Raw genomic sequence first — 18,891 nt, forward strand, 5'->3', positions numbered from 1 at the left:
AATAGTAGTGGACCGATTAATAGCTAAGCCAGCCCAGATAGTCCCAGTATTGGTAGATCCAGGGATGTTGCCATGGATTTTCTAGGGAACTGACCACCGAAAACAGCCCCACCGCTAGCATTCCACAGCCGAGCACCCTCCCCACCGGGTGGTTTGATATCCAGTCGGCGGCGGGCAGCAGCAGCCAGATCCACAGCGGAATGAACCACAGCATCCAGCGAAACGCACAGCTGACGCCACCGTAGTTGCGGTCGATCAATGGCCGAGCGATGTAGAACGCGAAGCAGACGAGTGTGGCGATAGCAATCGCCGCGGCGAGGTTGCGATAGCAAACCGTCTCGCTGCGAAGCCAGCACAAACAACCGACGATCGACAGCAACCAGATCGGCGTCAGCGAAAAAATTCCGTGATGCCCAAACGTCGCGTGGAAGGCGTACAGCCCGCGCGACCGCTCCCCTTTGTCGACACCTGCCCGGTACTTCGGCTGCCAATACGTTCCCGGATATTCGTACCAGTCATCCCATTGAGCGAGGATCCAGCCGGCGCCATCGCGGTTGATCGCGTAACGCATCTGGGAATCGGGCAGCCAGACTTCCAGCAGATCGGGTTTGGTCGTCTCGCGGATCTCCATCGCTGTTTCTTCGTCGATTGTCAGATCGTCGCCGCGATCCCCTTGAATCAACAGCGGGCGAATCGTTGCGACATCGGGAGCGTCGGAAACCGATTCGATGCGAGCGATCTCTGGCCCACTGCCGCGATGCGTGTAGGGAGGTCGCAGGCTGCCGTGGGCGTAATAATTCGTCCCGAAGAATGCGACAGCAACAACCATCAAGCCCAACGCGTACATCGAAGTCGCTCGCAACCCAGACGACCAGAGCAGCAGAGCGCCCCACAAACAAGCCATCGAAAGCGCAGGGAGTTCGTTTGCCGCAGCAAATCCACCGGCGAGACCGGCCACAAAACCAAGGGCTGGAGAACTTCGTCGATCGCAGATCGCCAGCACACAGACCAGCGCAACCGCCGAACTGATCGCGGCCGGCAGATGATTGCTCAACGAGATCGCAAAGGGTACTAACAAGGTGCCACATGTGACCACACTCGCGGCTAACAAACGGCCGAAGTTGGTTTTCCCATAACGTTCGATCAGCCCGAGCATGATGGCAAAATAAACGACCATCGGCAGGGCGTTGGTCAGCACCAGCAACCAACGGCCAACCATAAACGGTTCGCCAAAAAGACTGGCTCCCGTCAGGGTTTTAAACGCCGCATAGACGCCCGCCAACATCGTCGGATACAGCGGCGGTTTGCTGCTGTAGTAGTGTTGTTGTCCGTCCTCGCCGCGATGCCGGACCATATCGATCGTGTACCAAACGCGGCGTTTTCGCACCGGTTCGCGATAATCGACCTGTCGGTCGATCGCATAGGTTCCATCGTCGACCAGCGACGAAATCGTGCACCATCGGCTGCGATCGTTGGCACTCAGAAATGGGACTTCGCCGGTGCTCGATCGAACCACCGCGATTCGTCCGCAGATCATCGTCGTTGCGATCACGGTCAGCAGCAGATAGATCATCCGCCGCAGCTGGCGTTCCTTCAACTGGGCAAGCTCAGACATCGGTCGACGCCTCGGTTCGCTCGGCGATCGAATACGGTTGCACCTCGCGTCGCGAGGTTGCCGTCAGCAATTCGGCTAACAACCCAGCGATCATCAACTGCGTACCAACTAAAAAAGCCATGATGCAGAAGTAGAAGATCGCTCGGGTGTGCAGATGCATGTCGTCTTCAGGCAGATCGTTCAATCGGGTGAAGACCCACGAGATCGACAACCAAACCAATCCGGCCAGGCCCAACAGAGTGCTCAAAATCCCTGTCGTCCCCATCAGATGCAGCGGACGCTGCGAGTACCCGGTCAAAAAATAGACGGTCGCCAAATCCAAGAACCCTTTCACCAATCGCCGCACACCATACTTCGAGTGTCCATACTTCCTAGCGTGGTGTTCGACAGCGATCTCGCTGACACGCCATCCTTTGGCGGCGGCCAAGACGGGGACAAAGCGATGCAGTTCGCCGTACAGTTTCACCTCGTCGAAGACCTCGCGGCGATAGGCCTTAAAACCGCAGTTGTGATCGTGGATGCGGACGCCGGTCAACGCACCGACCATCCAATTAAAAACGCGGCTGGGCAAGACCTTGTGCCACGGATCGTGCCGGACCTGCTTCCATCCGCTGACGACATCAAAACCTTCGTGCAGCCGCTGCAGGAAACGCGGGATCTCTTTCGGATCGTCCTGCAGATCGCCATCCATCGTGATGATGAAGGTGCCGCGAGCGGCGTCGAACCCGGCCGCCAAGCCGGCAGCTTTTCCAAAGTTGGTGCGAAAGCGGAGCCCTTGCACGCGGGGGTCGCGAGCTGCCAAGCCCTGCACTTTTTGCCACGATGCGTCGGTCGATCCGTCGTCGATGAAAATCATCTCGGCGTCGTATCCGTTTTCTTGAACGACTTCGCTGATCGCCGCATGCAATTCATCGAGGCTGTCCTCTTCATTGCAGACCGGGATCACAAAGCTGATCGATTCAGCGGCAGCGGCGGGGGGGGTGGGCTGAGTCACTGTAAAATGAAGCTGCGAATTGGAGGGGATAAAGGGTCGGCAAGCGGGCCAACTTGCCAGCTGGGGATCGCGGTGGCGAGCCCGACATCATAGCCCAGGGCCTGGGAAAACGCTATCTCAAGGGTTTTGTTCGATCGCGTCGGCCAGCGATTTTAGAAACGCTTCGATCTCCTGCTCGGTCGTGTTCCAGGAACACATCAGCCGCGATTCACCGACGCCAATGAAGTCGTGGAAGTGCCAACCGGCGGACCGCAGCGCCGCGGCGACCGCCGGTGGAAACTGCAGGAAGACCGCGTTGGATTCGACATTATTGCGAACGCTGACGCCCGGGAACGCCTGCAACCGCTCGGCAAACAGGCGGGCCATCGCGTTGGCATGCTGAGCGTTTTTCAGCCAGACTCCCGATTCCAACAGACCAACCCAAGGCGCCGACAGGTATCGCATCTTCGAAGCCAATTGGCCGGCCTGCTTGCAGCGGTACTCGAACTCATAGGCGAGATCGTCATCGAAGAAGACGACACAGTCGCCGACCGCCATCCCGTTTTTGGTTCCGCCCAGGCACAGCACATCGACTCCGGCCTTCCAAGTCAGCTCTTTCGGAGAGACGTTTAATGTCGCCAGCGCGTTGGCGAATCGCGAACCATCCATGTGCAGGTTCAAGTGCAAGCGTCGCGCGGTTTCGTAGATCCGGTCGAGATCCTCGCTGCGATAGACGGTCCCCATCTCCGTCGCTTGAGTGATGCTGAGCACTTTGGGTTTGGGGAAATGGACGTCCGATCGGCGGCGGACCACTTTTTCCACAGCCGCCGGATCGACGCGGCCTCCTTCGCCTTCGACCAACAACAATTTCGTGCCGTTGGAAAAGAACTCCGGGCCACCACATTCATCCGTCTCCACGTGTGCCAATTGATGAGCCAACACGCTGTGATACGACTGGCACATCGACGCTAGCGCCAACGAATTTGCGGCCGTTCCGTTGAAGATGAAATAGACGTGGCAATCGAATTCGAAGATCTCACGGACTAGATCACGAGCCCGTTTGGTCCATGGGTCGTCCCCATAAGAGGCTGCGTATCCGCTGTTGGCTTCCAACATCGCATTCCACGCTTCGGGACAGACTCCCGAAGTGTTGTCGCTGGCAAACTGAAATCCAGGTTCGATGGCGTTCATCGTCTTCGTCGATCCCGAGGTTGAAAAGTCTTCGCAAACGTTCGGATCCTAGCTTAACGAGAATGAATCATTGCGATAGTGCGTAGATGTCTTTCATTTCGCTGCGATTCATGTCACAATAAAGCACCCCCGCCTCCAATCCTCCTTCCTATTCCCGCTGCCTCGCGACTGCGAAGTTTCGCTTCGCACGATGCGTCTGCGTATCGGGCCCCTCCTTCCCGTCAGGTTTGCGATGCATCAGAAACCTTTCGTCACCCTAGGCTTGATTGTCGCTGGGATCAGTTTCCTGCTGCCCCAAGTTGTCGCTGGCAGCGAGCCAGCCGATTCACCGCAGTTCGAAACGCACGTCCGCGCGATCTTTAAAAAGCACTGCTTCCATTGCCACGGCGAAGAGGAGCATCCCGAGGGATCGTTGGATCTACGGCTGGTTCGCTTCATGCACTCCGGCGGCGATTCGGGCCCCGCGATCATCCCCGGTGCCGCCGACGAAAGCGTTCTTTTCCAACGGATGCGCGATGGCGAGATGCCGCCGGACGAGAGCAAGCTGTGCAGCGAAGAGGAGCTTGAAATCGTGCGACAGTGGATCGAGGCGGGAGCGACAACGCTTCGCCCCGAGCCCGAATCGATCGATGACACGATGTTGATCACCGAAGAGGAACGATCGCATTGGTCGTTGCAGCCGATCGTTCGGCCTTCCGTTCCGCAAGTTGCCGACGCTGAGGCGGTTGCCAACCCAATCGACGCCTTTTTGTTGGCCAAGCTGGAAGCGAGAGGATTTGGATTCAGTCCTCGCGCCCCTGCAAATGCCTTGATTCGCCGGCTGTTCATCGATCTGCACGGCGTGCCGCCAACGCCGCAAGATGTCGAAGCGTTTGCCGCCGACAACGATCAGGTCGCCTGGCAGCAATGGATCGATCGCTTATTGAGCAAACATGAGTATGGCGAACGCTGGGCCCGGCACTGGCTGGACGTCGCCGGTTACGCCGACAGCGAAGGCTACAACGATGTCGACGCGCCGCGGCCCCATGCGTGGCGATACCGCGACTATGTGATCCGCGCCTTTAATAACGACAAGCCGTTCGATCGTTTCATCCACGAACAACTGGCTGGCGACGAAATGATCTCCACGCCGCTGAACAACTTAAGCGCCGAAGACGCCGAATTGCTGACCGCGACCGGATTCTTGCGGATGGCTCCCGATGGGACTGGCGGCGCTGTCGACGACGTCAACGTGGCTCGCAACGCAACGATCGCCGACACCGTCACGATCGTTTCATCTTCGTTGCTGGCGATGACTGTCGGTTGCGCGCAATGTCACGACCATCGCTACGATCCGATCTCGCACGAAGACTACTTCCGTTTCCGAGCGATCTTCGAGCCGGGATTCGATTGGCAGAAATGGCGTAGCCCGCCGAAGCGTTTGGTTTCGCTGTACACCGATGCGATGCGAGCCGAGGCGGCGAAGGTGGAAGCCGAAGCTAAAAAGCTCGACGCCAAGCGAATCGCCAAACAGACCGAATTCATCAACGCTACGTTCGAAAAACAACTGGAGAAGCTGCCCGAAGAGACGCACGAACTGGCTCGCGAGACTCACAAGACGCCAGCAAAAAAGCGAACCGATGAACAGAAAGCTCTGATCAAAAAGTACCCCAAGCTGAACGTGACGGCCAGTTCGCTGTACCTTTACGATCGCAAGGCCTCGGACGAATTGAAGGCGATGGCGGCAGAGGCGAAGAAGGTTCGGGACACGAAGCCGAAACAAGAGTTTGTCCGCGCGTTGACCGAAGTTCCCGGACGCGTGCCGGTGACTCAATTGTTCTATCGCGGCGATCACGAACAACCCAAGCAGGAACTGCAGCCGGGAGGGCTGACCGTCGTTTCGATGAACGTCGACCTTCCCGAGGTCCCCGCCAACGACACCGCGTTGCCAACCACAGGGCGACGGCTGGCATTCGCCAGGCGGTTGACCGATCCCAAACATCCGTTGACGGCGCGGGCCTTGGTCAACCGAATCTGGATGCATCACTTCGGCCGCGGCTTGGTCACATCCCCCAACGATTTTGGCGTCCTCGGGCAACCGCCGTCGCATCCGGAATTGCTCGATTGGTTGGCGTCAGAGTTTATCGACAGCGGTTGGAGCCTGAAGCACATCCATCGATTGATCCTCTCTTCGACAGCATGGCAACAACAATTGCGCGTCGCCCCCGACCAGATCGCAGCCGATCCGGACAACGAACTCTACGGCGGAGCGCGTCTGTTGCGTCTCGATGCCGAAGCGATTCGGGACAGCATGTTGGCGATCGCCGACCAAATCAATTCCAAGCCGTTTGGACCGGCCATTCCAGTGATGCCCGATCCCGTCGGACGCTTCGTCATCGGAATCGAAAACAGCAGCGCTGGCCGCCCCGGTGCGGTGATCGACATGAAGGGTGAAGATCTGCGACGCAGCGTCTATGTCCAGGTCCGACGAAGCCAACCGTTGAGCGTGTTGGAAGCGTTTGATCAACCGATCATGACTCCGAATTGCGACCTGCGACGGCCTTCGACCAGTTCAACGCAGTCGCTGATGATGCTCAACAGCGATCAAGTGCTCGAGTACTCACGGTTGCTTGCCGAGCGATTGCAACGCGATGCCGCAGATGATCTCGACACGCAAATCCAGCTCGCTTGGCGACTGATCTTCGCTCGCGATTGCAGCGACGACGAACGGGCTGCCGCAAAAGATTTGGTCGCCGAACAGGCAGCCATTTTTGCGACACAGCCAGCTTACAAGGCCGATGCAAAGAAGAAGCCTCAACGAACTCCGGACCAGGAAGCGCTGGCGACATTGTGCCAGATGTTGTTCAGCTCTAACGAATTCTTGTACGTGGATTAAGACGCAATGACTAAGCTCCCAAATATCGATAGCGTTTCGGCACGCCGACACTTCATGGCCTCGAGCGCGATGAGCGTTGGATCGCTGGCGATGGCATGGATGAACCAACAGGAAGCCAAGGCGAATCCGCAGCAGCCGAACCTGGAACCGCTCTCTTTCGACACGCTCCCCAAGCAACCGCACCATCCGCCCAAAGCCAAGGCGATGATTTCGTTGTGGATGCAGGGCGGGCCCAGCCACCACGACATGTTCGATCCGAAGCCGGAGATGGTCAAACATGACGGCGAAGATTTTCCCGACGAGATCAAATATGACGACGCGGCTAACGCAAGTTCCAAGATCTTTGCATCGCCATGGAAATTCTCGCCGCAGGGCGAGTGTGGGATGGAATTGTCGGAACTGATCCCGCACACCGGGTCGATCGCCGACGAAATCTGCCTGATCCGGTCGACCAAAACCGGCGTCAACAACCACGGCCAATCGATCCGCGCGCTGCAGACCGGCCGAATCACCGCCGGCCGCCCCTCGCTGGGCAGCTGGCTTAACTACGGTCTCGGCAGCGAAGCGGATAACCTTCCGGCGTTTCTGGCGCTGATCGATCCGGGCCAGCTGCCGGTGATGGGAGTGGAAAACTGGTCCAACGGCTGGCTACCATCGGTCTATCAAGGAACAGTGATCCGGCCGACCGAACCGCGAATCCTCGACCTAACTCCGCCAGCTCACTTGAAGGGAAAAGCCCAAGCGCGAGCGCTCGAATTTCTGGAGCAATTGAACGAACAGCATCGCGCCCAGCGACCGGGGCAACACGATCTGCAAGCTCGGATCGCCAGTTACCAATTGGCGGCGAAGATGCAAGTTGCCGCGACCGATGCGATGGACCTGAGCCAAGAGAGCCGGGCGACTCAGGAAATGTATGGGATGCACGAAAAGGAGACCGCCGATTACGGCAGCCGTTGCCTGATCGCTCGACGATTGATCGAACGGGGCGTCCGTTTTGTGCAGGTCTACACCGCGAACCAATTGTGGGACAGCCACGGCGGCATCATCAAGGGCCTTCCGGCCGCGTGTCGCAAGGTCGACCGACCGAGCGCCGCGTTGGTGCGGGATCTAAAACAGCGCGGCCTGCTCGATTCGACCGTCGTCCACTGGGGCGGTGAGATGGGGCGATTACCTGTCGTGCAAAACGATGCCGGACGCGCTAAATACGGTCGCGATCACAACACCCACGGATTCAGCATGTGGGTCGCCGGCGGCGGCTTTAAAGCCGGCCACGTGCATGGCAAGACCGATGAGTGGGGTCACAAAGCGATCGAAGATGTCGTCAACCACTTCGACTACCACGCCACGCTATTGCATTTGTTTGGCCTGGATCACGAGAAGTTGACGTTCCATCGCGCCAACCGCGACCAAACGCTCACCGATGGCCAACCGGGCCAAGTGATCCCAGGACTGTTGGCTTAAGCACGTCGTATCATATTTTCTCGTTGCAGCGCGAGCGTACCCCGCCGCGCGTCCTTCCAAAAGGCGTGGCGATGTCCACGCAGTGAAACCGCTTGCTGTAAAGCCACCGGCTCCAAGGCATTCAACTGGCACGTAGTCTCGACATTCCCCGTGCTTTGGCTTCTTGTTTTGCATTGTGCTTCATTCGACAACAATGACAAAACTGCCTGTCCCCCAGTTTCCGCTGGAGTGAAGGCTTCAGCCGACCGCGCGCATCGTTTCAATGAAGGCCCAAAAAAATTGGGAAGAAAAAATTGGAAGTAAAAATTGGGGACAGGCATACTTTGGCCGGGCGTCACGATTGAGGGACAGCCACATTTTGCCAGGCCTCTCGGGTTGTCCCCTTCTGCGTCCTTGGCGATCTCCACGTAGTGAAACTGCTTGCTGAAAAGCCACCAGTTCCATGGCTTTCAACAGAAACGCAATCTCGGCATTCCCGTGCTTTGGCTTCTAGCTTTGCATTGTGTTTCATTCGATAACAATGACAAAACTGCCTGTCCCCCAATTTCCGCTGGAGTGAAGGCTTCAGCCGACCGCGCGAATGACAAAACTACCTGTCCCCCAATTTCCCTCCAGTATATGGCTGTCCCCAAAATTGATTGTTAGCCGCTTTAATCATTCGCTTTATCGATTAACGGAAGCCGCCTTACTGCGATGCGGCGCTCGGTTACGGTCACAGTTGCTCCGGCTGTCAGATCGGCTGCAGCCCCCGCGACGACAGCGACGATGATATTTGCGACCGCCTCGCCTTTCAAGCCTTCGATACGGATGCGAATGACCGACGGTGTTGAAGCATTCGAGAGAGCCAAGATCGCGTGGAAGTCCGAATCGAGTGTAACGACCACCGCGCCGCGATCGCGTCCAACAGACAGGATTTCGTCGTCGCTGGCCGTCGCTAACCCCAACGCGCCGACGTGCTCGGATTCGACACCTGAGTCTCGCAGATAATCGACGGTCGAACGGGGCAGCCCCTGATCCAGCAAGAACTTCATCACGCCCCGCGAAGTTCGAGAACTTTGTCATCAAGGTTTGCAGCTGCGTAGGCTAACGCTTGCCGGATGTCTTCCTCTTCGAGTTCAGGATATTCCGCCGACAACTCCTGACGATCAGGGTAAGTGGCTAACGCTTCCAACACGCGGCGCACCGTCACACGCATTCCGCGAATACACGGTTGTCCATTCATCACTGAAGGATCACTGGTGATGCGATCAAGTCCAGGCATATTTGCCTCCTTGGTTGAGATGTGTCACGCCAGGCTTCATTGTAGCCAAGCCCCTTGGCCCAGGCGACGGCGCAGCCAAGCGGCTCAGGGCTAATCCGAACGGCCGAAAGGGGACATCCACTAAGGGGCGATTTGGGGACAGGCACACTTCGGGCTCTTCGCCCGTCCTGCGGAAAGTTAGCGACAGTCATGCATTGGCCGGGTGATGTCACGAATCTGAGCCGTCGGCGAAAGGGGACATCCACTAAATGATTGCCTTTGCAGAGGCACTTGCCTAGAATTCCCTTGCAAGCTAATGAAGCAGCAATTGCATCGACATTTGACTGGGCTCGTATCGGGAGGGCTTTGCGATGGCTCGGCAAGCGCGGGGTGAGGTGATCGATCCGGAGCAGGTGCAGATCGTGCACTGTATCGAGCGATGTGTCCGTCGCGCTTACTTGTGTGGCGAGGATCCCTATACCGGACAATCGTTTCAGCACCGCCGTGGTTGGATCCGAGAACGACTCGAATTCCTGGCCTCCTGCTTTGCAATCGATTGCCTGACGTTTTCGATTATGAGCAATCACCTGCACTTGGTGCTTCGCAGCCGTCCCGATGTCGTCGCTGCCTGGTCCGACGAGGAGGTCGCGCGGCGGTGGCTTCGCTTGTTTCCCATCCGCCACAATGATGACAGGACGCCCGCCGAGCCGTCTGGTGCAGAGATTGCGGCGATCGTCAACAACGAACAAGTTCTTGCTCAGCGCCGTCGTCGGCTCTCGGATATTAGTTGGTGGATGCGGTGCACGGCGGAAAACATCGCCCGACGCAGCAACGCCGAAGATGACGTGAGTGGTCACTTTTGGGAAGGACGTTTTAAAGCCCAATTAATTCTCGATGAGGCGAGTTTGATGGCCTGCGCAGCCTATGTCGATTTGAATCCAATTCGAGCTACGATCGCCCAGACGCTCGAATCGAGTGAATACACGGGAGCCAAAGAGCGAATCGACGATATCACTTGCGCTTCGGAGCAAAACCGCCAGCACGTTCATGATTGGGAGCGGAGCCGAATACCGCACAACAGCGGATGGATGAGTCCAGTGGAGATCAACGAGCGAGACGATCCGATCGGCGCAGACATCGATTCGAGCCATCGGCGGTCGAGCAGCAAAGGATTCTTATCGATATCCTTGTCCAAATACCTCGCACTGATAGATTGGACAGGGCGTCAGTTGCGAGACGACAAACGAGGTTCGATCCCCGCCGAACTCGCACCCGTTTTGACGCGCATCGGACTCGACGCCCCCGCTTGGTGCGATTTGGTCAAACGATTCGGACGTCTGTTCAAACGAGCTGCTGGTACATCGCAGAGTCTCTGCCAAGAAGCCGCTCGGCGCAGGCAAGCATGGATGCAAGCTCCCCAAAATCCATTAGTTGGTCCAGCCCCTCCGTAAAGCTCCTCCACCGTCCCTCAAACTCAGCTGAACTGCGGCCGCTTTCAAACCGAACAACCGAGTATCGCTCCTAGCAATAGCTTTGGAGCGGACATAGCACACTCAACTCACATTGAGGCCCGGTCGCAGTGTCTCCTCTCCACTAAAAATTCCCCATCCAACCTCACGCAAAATATCAGCTCCCACCACCGCATTGCCTGAGTAAACCAAAAGTTTGGCTGTCCCCAAAATCGCTTGCAAGCTAATGAAGAAGCAATTGCATCGACGTTTGACTGGGCTCGTATCGGGAGGGCTTTGCGATGGCTCGGCAAGCGCGGGGTGAGGTGATCGATCCGGAGCAGGTGCAGATCGTGCACTGTATCGAGCGATGTGTCCGTCGCGCTTTCTTGTGTGGCGAGGATCCCTATACCGGACAATCGTTTCAGCACCGCCGTGGTTGGATCCGAGAACGACTCGAATTCCTGGCCTCCTGCTTTGCAATCGATTGCCTGACGTTTTCGATTATGAGCAATCACCTGCACTTGGTGCTTCGCAGCCGTCCCGATGTCGTCGCTGCCTGGTCCGACGAGGAGCTCGCGCGGCGGTGGCTTCGCTTGTTTCCCATCCGCCACAATGATGACGGGACGCCCGCCGAGCCGTCTGGTGCAGAGATTGCGGCGCTCGTCAACAACGAACAAGTTCTTGCTCAGCGCCGTCGTCGGCTCTCGGATATTAGTTGGTGGATGCGGTGCACGGCGGAAAACATCGCCCGACGCAGCAACGCCGAAGATGACGTGAGTGGTCACTTTTGGGAAGGACGTTTTAAAGCCCAATTAATTCTCGATGAGGCGAGTTTGATGGCCTGCGCAGCCTATGTCGATTTGAATCCAATTCGAGCTACGATCGCCCAGACGCTCGAATCGAGTGAATACACCGGAGCCAAAGAGCGAATCGACGATATCACTTGCGCTTCGGAGCAAAACCGCCAGCACGTTCATGATTGGGAGCGGAGCCGAATACCGCACAACAGCGGATGGATGAGTCCAGTGGAGATCAACGAGCGAGACGATCCGATCGGCGCAGACATCGATTCGAGCCATCGACGGTCGAGCTGCAAAGGATTCTTATCGATATCCTTGTCCAAATACCTTGCACTGATAGATTGGACGGGGCGTCAGTTACGAGACGACAAACGAGGTTCGATCCCCGCCGAACTCGCCCCCATTTTGACTTGCATCGGACTCGACGCCCCCGCTTGGTGCGATTTGGTCAAGCGATTCGGGCGTCTGTTCAAACGAGCTGCTGGTACATCGCAGAGTCTCTGCCAAGAAGCCGCTCGGCGCAGGCAAGCATGGATGCAAGCTCCCCAAAACCCATTAGTTGGTCCAGCCCCTCCGTAAAGCTCCTCCACCGTCACTCAAACTCAGCTGAACTGCGGCCACTTTCAGACCGAACCGCCGATTATCACCCCCAGTAATAGCTTTGGATCGGACATAGCACACTCAACTCACATTGAGGCCCCGTCGCAGCGTCTCCTCTCCACTTAAGATCCCCCATCCACCCTCACACAAAATATCAGCTCCCAGCACCGCATTGCGTGAGCAAACCGAAAGTTTGGCTGGCCCCGAAATCGCTGCTCACATGGGCTACTGCTCCGAATGCCGACAAGCCGATTCCTAAATCGGCTGTCTCAGGTTGATCCCACGTCACCGGAGCCATAGATTTTCCTTCACATCAGTTAAATGGTTAAAGGTTATGCAAAGCTTCAATGGTCTCGAGAGCGTTGAGAGTCAAAAGTTCTTTTGGTTTCGAGCTTACCGAAGACTTCAGTCGCATTCTCAAGAGCAGTTGTTTTAACGATCCATCGCTGTAAAACGGGCTGGCGATGGCCGTCGCTTCTCGATGCCCCCTCTGTTGAAAGTCGCTGGTATTTGGCGACTTCTTCACCGTCTATTTCCCAGACCGTTGCATTTGTTGACGATTGTTTCCAGCCTAACCGCTCGGACCAATGTTTTGCGGGTTGTACAGCAAAACTACAGTGAGGCAATCGGTGATGCCCTCCAGAAAAGGAAACCGAAACAGAAGCGAATTGCATTTCACCAGATTCAAAAACGACATCGTTCCACCAAACGAATGATCGGCCGCTTGCGGATGTCAACATTTCCGGAAGGCCAAGCCCAAAGATGTTGGCCGGTGCCTCTAACCAACATGTCAACATCGAGTCACTTGGGTACTGGAAATCCAGTGCGACGCCGCCCAACAACGACCAATCGGACGGAATTCCATACACGAGTCGATCAAACATTTCGTTTTCTTTATCGTCAAGATCATCTGGGTTGGATTCCCATGCCTCAGATAGACAAAGCTGTTGTGGCCGCGTCCGATAAATCCAAGGATCTTCATTGACAAGCAGTGCGAGTGCGAGCGCAGGGATTTGGGTTTGGTCTAGGTTGCCAGTGGATACTGTTTGACACAACGCGTTTCCAACCGCGATCTCCGTTTGGAAATCGCTCATGAAAGTACCGTCGTACCTTTTGGGACCATATGGCTTTGTCGAACTGTCACGTGGTTCAAATTTCCCCAATTCTCGAGAGACGATCGCTTCAACATCTGGCAAGCCTAGGCCGAAGCGTTCTATGAGTTTTAAAACCGAAAGGGCAGCTCGATTTCGATCTGTGCAAGCAATTTTGCCAACAATGTTGGCTGGCACTGATAAAATCCTCTGAGTAAGGCCAGCCAACTCTATTTCGCCAATGTTAGGATTCTCCGGCAGAGGAAATTCGCAAAACTCCTCGTTCAAATTCTCCGACAGTTTCTTAAGAACAAGCCAAGCCTGAAGGCGAATGTCGAAGTGTTCGCTCGATAATTTGTCCTCAAGGATAGGCTTCACCGCGTTCAAAGCTTCCGAGTGCAGCGTCGCCCATACTTCCGCCGAATTGAGTAACCAGCGTTCAGACCTTCCGTCTGTCAATGTCTCGAAAAGTATGCGAATCGCGGCCGGATTTTGGTCTACGAGTGCATGCATTCCTTCCAAGCCCGCACAGACCACTTCGTTACTGAATGAGTCAAGCAACAATCGAAACAACCTCGCGGCTCCCTCTTCCCACGTTACATTTTCGATATCAGGGCGTGCATTCCAAGTCGGATTGGCTCCGAAAGACCACCGACTATGCATTTGGATTTGAATTTCCAAACCAGCCAACACAACCTCTACTCCTCTTGCGAATGCTCGACCTCGGGCAATCTGAAACAAGTCTTGGTGACATGAATGGCGGTACTGGTCGGCTGCCGTTTTGCTTACTGCATCGCAAACTGCACTCCAAAGCTCTGCATCCGTCCGATTGTCGGCGGCTGCCGGGTTGAACACTGCGCTGTGCCGATCAATTGTCTGATCGGAGGCTTCGGAGTCAGAACATTGAACCTGAACGATTCTTTTCAACAGTTCGCTTTCTGGTTTGCAATCCAACTTGCTAATTAAGCTTTTTCCTAGAATCAGAAGATCGCTATTGTCGGTGTCACTGAACCAGTAACTAAAACCAACCGCCAATGCCCAAAGCGCTTCAGGCTGACGATCAGCGAATTCAAAAGACTCAACCGTGCTACTGAAAATTGTGCCTGAAACAACCCAATCACGAGCCCATTGGTGCCAACTCTCGTCATCCACATTGTCCAAAGTTGACTCAATCAAACTCAGCCAACCTGCGGCTCCGAAATTCATTGCGGCTCCAAGAGTCGCGTGATAGACCGAAGAACTAAACGAGTTGTGGGCGTATTTCAATCGGCAGTTTTCGCAAAGCTGCCAGAGTTTCCAGCCTTGGTCGGTCCAAATATCTGGTTGTTGTGCAATTGCAAACTCGAACCAGAGGCCAACTTCCTGAAACGCGTACTCTTTTCGATCTCTATAGTCGATCAGCATCCAGCGAGTGCGTTCACTCGCCGAATTAAACAATTCGTCTAATCCGATTTCCAAAGCATAGGGTTTCAAATCATCAATCGTTTCGACGACAGACGAGTTCGAATGCTTGAATGCAGCGCCCTCGTCGCCAATATGGTGTGACATCCAATTTCGAAGCAACTCAGGTTTTCCGGCATTTCGAACCAAGTTCCAGATTGATTTCATGCGTCTACCAAGCGGGCAGTTTGGTGCAACTGCGACGGCAGCTTCTTGGGCAATGGCTTCGTATTCACCTCCAAGACGCTTGCAGACGCCAACAATTTGTTCAGCGAGTTCAGCAGCGTGCTCGAATAATCCAGCCCAAAAACTATTTCCCCAAAGAACTCGAAGGATCTCACCTATTCTCACTGGTGAGATTGTCGTTTTCTGGCCAGCGGAGTCACCCAAGGCATCTCGTTCCAAGCGGCCAACACAACCTGCAGCAAGCAGTAGAGTCTTAACTTGGGCTTCAAATCGTTTTTCAATCTGGCCGAGCTGTCGAAGTATGACTGACGGAATGTCGATCGGGTCAACATCAGATCTTGTCCAGCCAATCGCACCTGCAACACATGTAAACGCTCGAATGTTACCACGTGAGTAGTTATCCATTCCGTTCGTATTTAGATCCTGAAGCCCCATGGTGAGAGATGACAGTGGGGCCAACCATTTTTCTTTATTCGCGACGCCTGATTTAAGGGCGTACCACGTGGTTTCCGCGAGAAACTCTGATGTTAACAAGTCAGCCGAAAGCGTCTCTAGCCATTCGCAGACTAAGCTCCAATCCTCGTTCGATGCGAGATTGCGAATCGAGGATTCAATATTAGATATGAAGAACGGCTTGTTGATCCCGAAGACATCATCGAGCGAAGCATTAGAATTCGAATCCGAAGTTTTTTCATTGCAGAACCCTTCTTCGAAGGATTTCAACGCTGTTCGTTCGATCTTGTTAAGATCCTTAAGATGCGGACACTGGATAGCAATATTGAGCTGCGCGCAACATGCCCCAAGATCTCGAAAAGCGATTTTTAGAGACTCGTCCAGCTCTCCCTCCTTCGATGCGAACAAACTGATGCTTTGTGTTGTACTGTCAGGAATCAAATCCAAAATCTCTTTTAGATTTAAGCCTTGAAACCAACGCTGAATGAGTCCCTTGGCACGAGCCAGTTCAGACCCGCCGCAAAGCTCACCAATGTCTCGGACAACACTGCAAACCAGCTTGCTTGTCCAGTGGTCGGTAGGGCGCACCAATGATTCCGTAGACAAAATCGTTGGCACAGAAACGGGGGCTCGTGTTGGCCCATGATCCGCATCGTCAGTCAGCCGGTCGAGTGTTTGCATTCCGCAGGCAACCGAGACGACGTTGTTCCAGCATCCATTTGCCGAAAGCTGTTCCGCCGCCGCCGCTGCCTCGTCCCAAAGTTGCTTATACGGAATATCAAGGCTCACTCCTTCAAGCACCCAGTCGGTATCAAAGATGTCGGCTAGTCGCTGCGGCTGTCCTGCCAAGCGTAAAAGTTCTGGGAGCTGCAAGTGGGCAGAAATGCGATTTGCCGCCGGATCGCTGCAGTAGAAGTTCGCAAGCTCTTCACATACCGATCGCTTTTGCTCAGGAGGAGACCCTTGAAATTTTTGAGCAAGAAACACTCTTACGTCGTTGTGCCGAATTCGGTAGCCGTCAGCGTGTTGTTCAAGGAGCGGCTTCAGTTTGATCAGGCAGGCCTGCCACATTGCCTCCGGCAAATCCCAGCTTTGGAAAGCTATCGCCAATTCAGCTGCAGTAATGTGCGTACGCGATAGCGATATCGCGCAGGCCAAACAGCAGCTAACCTCCGGCCTGTCTGAGAGCGCGCTAGTCCATATTGATTGGTAATAATCCGTAAGTGTGTCGCTCAATCGTCGTTCTTTGAGACTGGCTTCAAGCTCATCAACAGTGGATGCCATCGAAGCCTCAGCGACAGAGAAGACCGTGGCCAACGTGCTCCCTTTGGTCAGCTCAAAAATCATGCGTGCTGCGGTTTCGATTTGATCGACCGGGATAGTTAGGTCGCAATCGTGAAGTAACTGTTCAACATCCTTTACCTTGATCGCGGGCAGAATTCGTCCGTCCACATTAGGATGATCGAGTTTTAGCCAATTTGGATATTGATCTGGGTAAAATTGTTCAGGCTGACCGGCGATCAGCAAACGAACATTTTTGTCCGCAAGCTGATCTGGGCTCGGAATCGAACGAAAGAATTCCCGAACTTGATCGGGGTTGACTTGAGCCGCTCTCGCCGCGTGGTCAATTCCGTCAATGGCAATTACGAATTTGGCTCCTCGCTCGGCTCCGATGAAATCTGCGAGTCTCAGCACGTGCTCACGCATCTCGGACCATTTGAGCAAATCATTGCGAACAGGCACGCGACATTCGCTGAGTCTCCCTCTCAGAAGTATTCGGATTTGAGTAAGCAAACTTCCCCACAACTCTACGGCAGTCACTTTGGAAGCATCCGGATCAATGAAAGGCTTTTCGGGCCTGATCGGTTCAAAACAGAAAAAGCGAGCATTCACAGCACAGTCAAAAAATTCGTCTTTCCTTTGTGTTGTCAGCCAACTAACACAACTGGTTTTTCCGCTCCCCGCATCGCCGCTAAGAAACACGACCGGCAACCCAGCTTGCTTTTTTAATTCGCTTTCGAGATCTTTCGCAAAAGGAACTCGGGACTCAAAGTAGGGAGTGGGCGGCGGCGGAGGCGTTCCATAATCTAACTCACTAGGTTCAATAGCCAGTGCTTCACAGACAGATTCACTAACGACAGTTCTCGAAGTGTCGTCTGCATGCCAACCGGTCGTAGTCCACTTTCGGAGCGCAGTGACCAAGCTCTTGTAAAGAGTTTCCGTCAAGGCAGCGCTACTCCCTAGCGAGTCGGTCAGCATTGACTTGATGCGGCTTTCAATCCCCTCAAGTTCGTCTTCACTGGTCTTTATTTCCAGCAACTTCAGGAATTTCGCAACTTCAGGTTCCTTGCCGCTTGGAAAACACCCAAGCCATTCTTTCCATGCAGGTTGGTCATCAACATCGACTGTCACTGCCCCAATCGGTACGTCGCTGTCAATCTGCTTCTTCAGTGCCTTCCAAAATTTAAGCAATTTCGGTCGAGCATCGCCATTCTTTCGCTTTGATCGCTCCGAGCCCGCTTTTCGATTCGTAAAGAGAATGAGCCTGTTCTTTGAGTCAAGAAGTCCCGACTCGACTGCACCTTTAAACAAATCGCCAATTAGCGTTCGGCCTTTATCATCTTTTGCAACTAAATCTCCAAATGTGATGCTTGCGTTTTCTCGTGTATGCTTGATTTGATAACAACGCTTGCCTCCATCTTTGAGGCCAGCCGAAACGTCGTCCCACTTGATGGTATCTGAACCCTGAAAAAGAACGCTCGCTACGTCTTCATCAGGGTTGAGAAGTTTGACGACCTCCAGAAGTCCTACAAACGATTCGTAGTAGTACGGATCGTGCAAACCAGATGTGTCTTTAGCCATAGGTTTTTCGAAGTTTCGTGCTTGGTAGATTTGAATTTCCCAAACAGCCTAAAGTTCGATGAAGCCAGAGGCAAGAGTAACGATTCAACCTGCTTCGGTCCGACACACCGGAGTTGAGAGTAGCGTTGAGCACTTCGCTTGATCATGAACGGGATCAGCGGAATCCTATTGTCGGTACGAAAGTCAATCCTGCACTGAATCGAAGGGGTTTAGGATTGCTCGGCGTAGTATAATCGCGGCTGGAAAAGTTCGTCGTAGTTTTGTTTTGATCCGACATTGTTTACCGATCGGAGAATGTCCAAAAGCTGCCGACGGACTGGGGCGTAGCGAGCGTACGGTACGCGGGCGAAGTCTTGAGCCAGTGTTTTCGCGTTTCGATGGGTTGCCCGTTCGAGGAAGTAGCTTTTGAGTTGCTTGTAGGTCGGACCGTCGATGCGGACGCAGGCGTGCCACTTGGATTCGCCGCCGCCCTTGGGGGTGATCGGGCTGCGGCGGAAAGGCAATTAGGGACAGGCATAATTTGCGGGGAGGCAGGCCCCAGCATCCCCGTCCAGCAGGTGGTGGAAAAACTTGCTATCGCCGCCACTTGATCAACGGGCGGAATGAAGTTGCGGAATGATATTTTCGTTTCGATCACTCCCATTCCGGATCAA

10 protein-coding genes are annotated in these 18,891 nt (G+C 54.7%); 4 read left to right on the plus strand and 6 right to left on the minus strand.

Annotated elements, in window-relative coordinates:
• Nucleotides 1-16 precede the first annotated feature (16 nt).
• The 3 genes from CA51_RS16225 to CA51_RS16235 form a co-directional block, all read right to left on the minus strand.
• Entirely contained in the window at nucleotides 17-1,615 is a 1,599-nt protein-coding gene (locus CA51_RS16225; protein ID WP_145122288.1) for a hypothetical protein, read from the minus strand.
• A complete protein-coding gene (locus tag CA51_RS16230; RefSeq protein WP_231745735.1) occupies nucleotides 1,608-2,609 on the minus strand; it encodes a glycosyltransferase family 2 protein in 1,002 nt (333 codons plus the stop codon). The genes CA51_RS16225 and CA51_RS16230 overlap by 8 nt, the downstream gene beginning before the upstream one ends.
• 117 nt (nucleotides 2,610-2,726) lie before the next feature.
• Entirely contained in the window at nucleotides 2,727-3,779 is a 1,053-nt protein-coding gene (locus CA51_RS16235) for a threonine aldolase family protein (protein WP_145122289.1), read from the minus strand.
• A gap of 232 nt (nucleotides 3,780-4,011) precedes the next feature.
• On the opposite strand from CA51_RS16235, the gene CA51_RS16240 reads away from it, so the two are divergent.
• Both CA51_RS16240 and CA51_RS16245 read left to right on the plus strand, forming a co-directional pair.
• Complete coding sequence (locus CA51_RS16240) at nucleotides 4,012-6,654, plus strand: PSD1 and planctomycete cytochrome C domain-containing protein (RefSeq protein WP_145122290.1); 2,643 nt, start codon at nucleotides 4,012-4,014, stop codon at nucleotides 6,652-6,654.
• A 6-nt stretch (nucleotides 6,655-6,660) separates the two neighbouring features.
• On the plus strand, nucleotides 6,661-8,115 hold the full coding sequence (locus CA51_RS16245; RefSeq protein WP_145122291.1) for a DUF1501 domain-containing protein: 1,455 nt from the start codon (nucleotides 6,661-6,663) through the stop codon (nucleotides 8,113-8,115).
• A 650-nt stretch (nucleotides 8,116-8,765) separates the two neighbouring features.
• On the opposite strand, the gene CA51_RS16250 is transcribed toward CA51_RS16245, so the two are convergent.
• Complete coding sequence (locus CA51_RS16250; RefSeq protein ID WP_145122292.1) at nucleotides 8,766-9,146, minus strand: DUF5615 family PIN-like protein; 381 nt, start codon at nucleotides 9,144-9,146, stop codon at nucleotides 8,766-8,768.
• Complete coding sequence (locus CA51_RS16255; protein ID WP_145122293.1) at nucleotides 9,146-9,376, minus strand: DUF433 domain-containing protein; 231 nt, start codon at nucleotides 9,374-9,376, stop codon at nucleotides 9,146-9,148. The genes CA51_RS16250 and CA51_RS16255 overlap by 1 nt, the downstream gene beginning before the upstream one ends.
• 350 nt (nucleotides 9,377-9,726) lie before the next feature.
• Here CA51_RS16255 and CA51_RS16260 point away from each other — a divergent pair, with 350 nt between their 5' ends.
• Both CA51_RS16260 and CA51_RS16265 read left to right on the plus strand, forming a co-directional pair.
• A complete protein-coding gene (locus CA51_RS16260; RefSeq protein ID WP_231745736.1) occupies nucleotides 9,727-10,806 on the plus strand; it encodes a transposase in 1,080 nt (359 codons plus the stop codon).
• 299 nt (nucleotides 10,807-11,105) lie between these two features.
• A complete protein-coding gene (locus tag CA51_RS16265; RefSeq protein ID WP_231745737.1) occupies nucleotides 11,106-12,185 on the plus strand; it encodes a hypothetical protein in 1,080 nt (359 codons plus the stop codon).
• Between the two features lie 365 nt (nucleotides 12,186-12,550).
• Here the strand turns inward: CA51_RS16265 and CA51_RS16270 are convergent, their stop codons facing one another.
• The gene (locus tag CA51_RS16270; RefSeq protein ID WP_145122294.1) at nucleotides 12,551-18,238 is read right to left on the minus strand and encodes an ATP-binding protein; all 5,688 of its coding nucleotides are present in this window, start codon (nucleotides 18,236-18,238) and stop codon (nucleotides 12,551-12,553) included.
• Between the last annotated feature and the right edge of the window lie 653 nt (nucleotides 18,239-18,891).

The sequence above is a fragment of the Rosistilla oblonga genome (genome assembly GCF_007751715.1).
Taxonomy (GTDB): domain Bacteria; phylum Planctomycetota; class Planctomycetia; order Pirellulales; family Pirellulaceae; genus Rosistilla; species Rosistilla oblonga.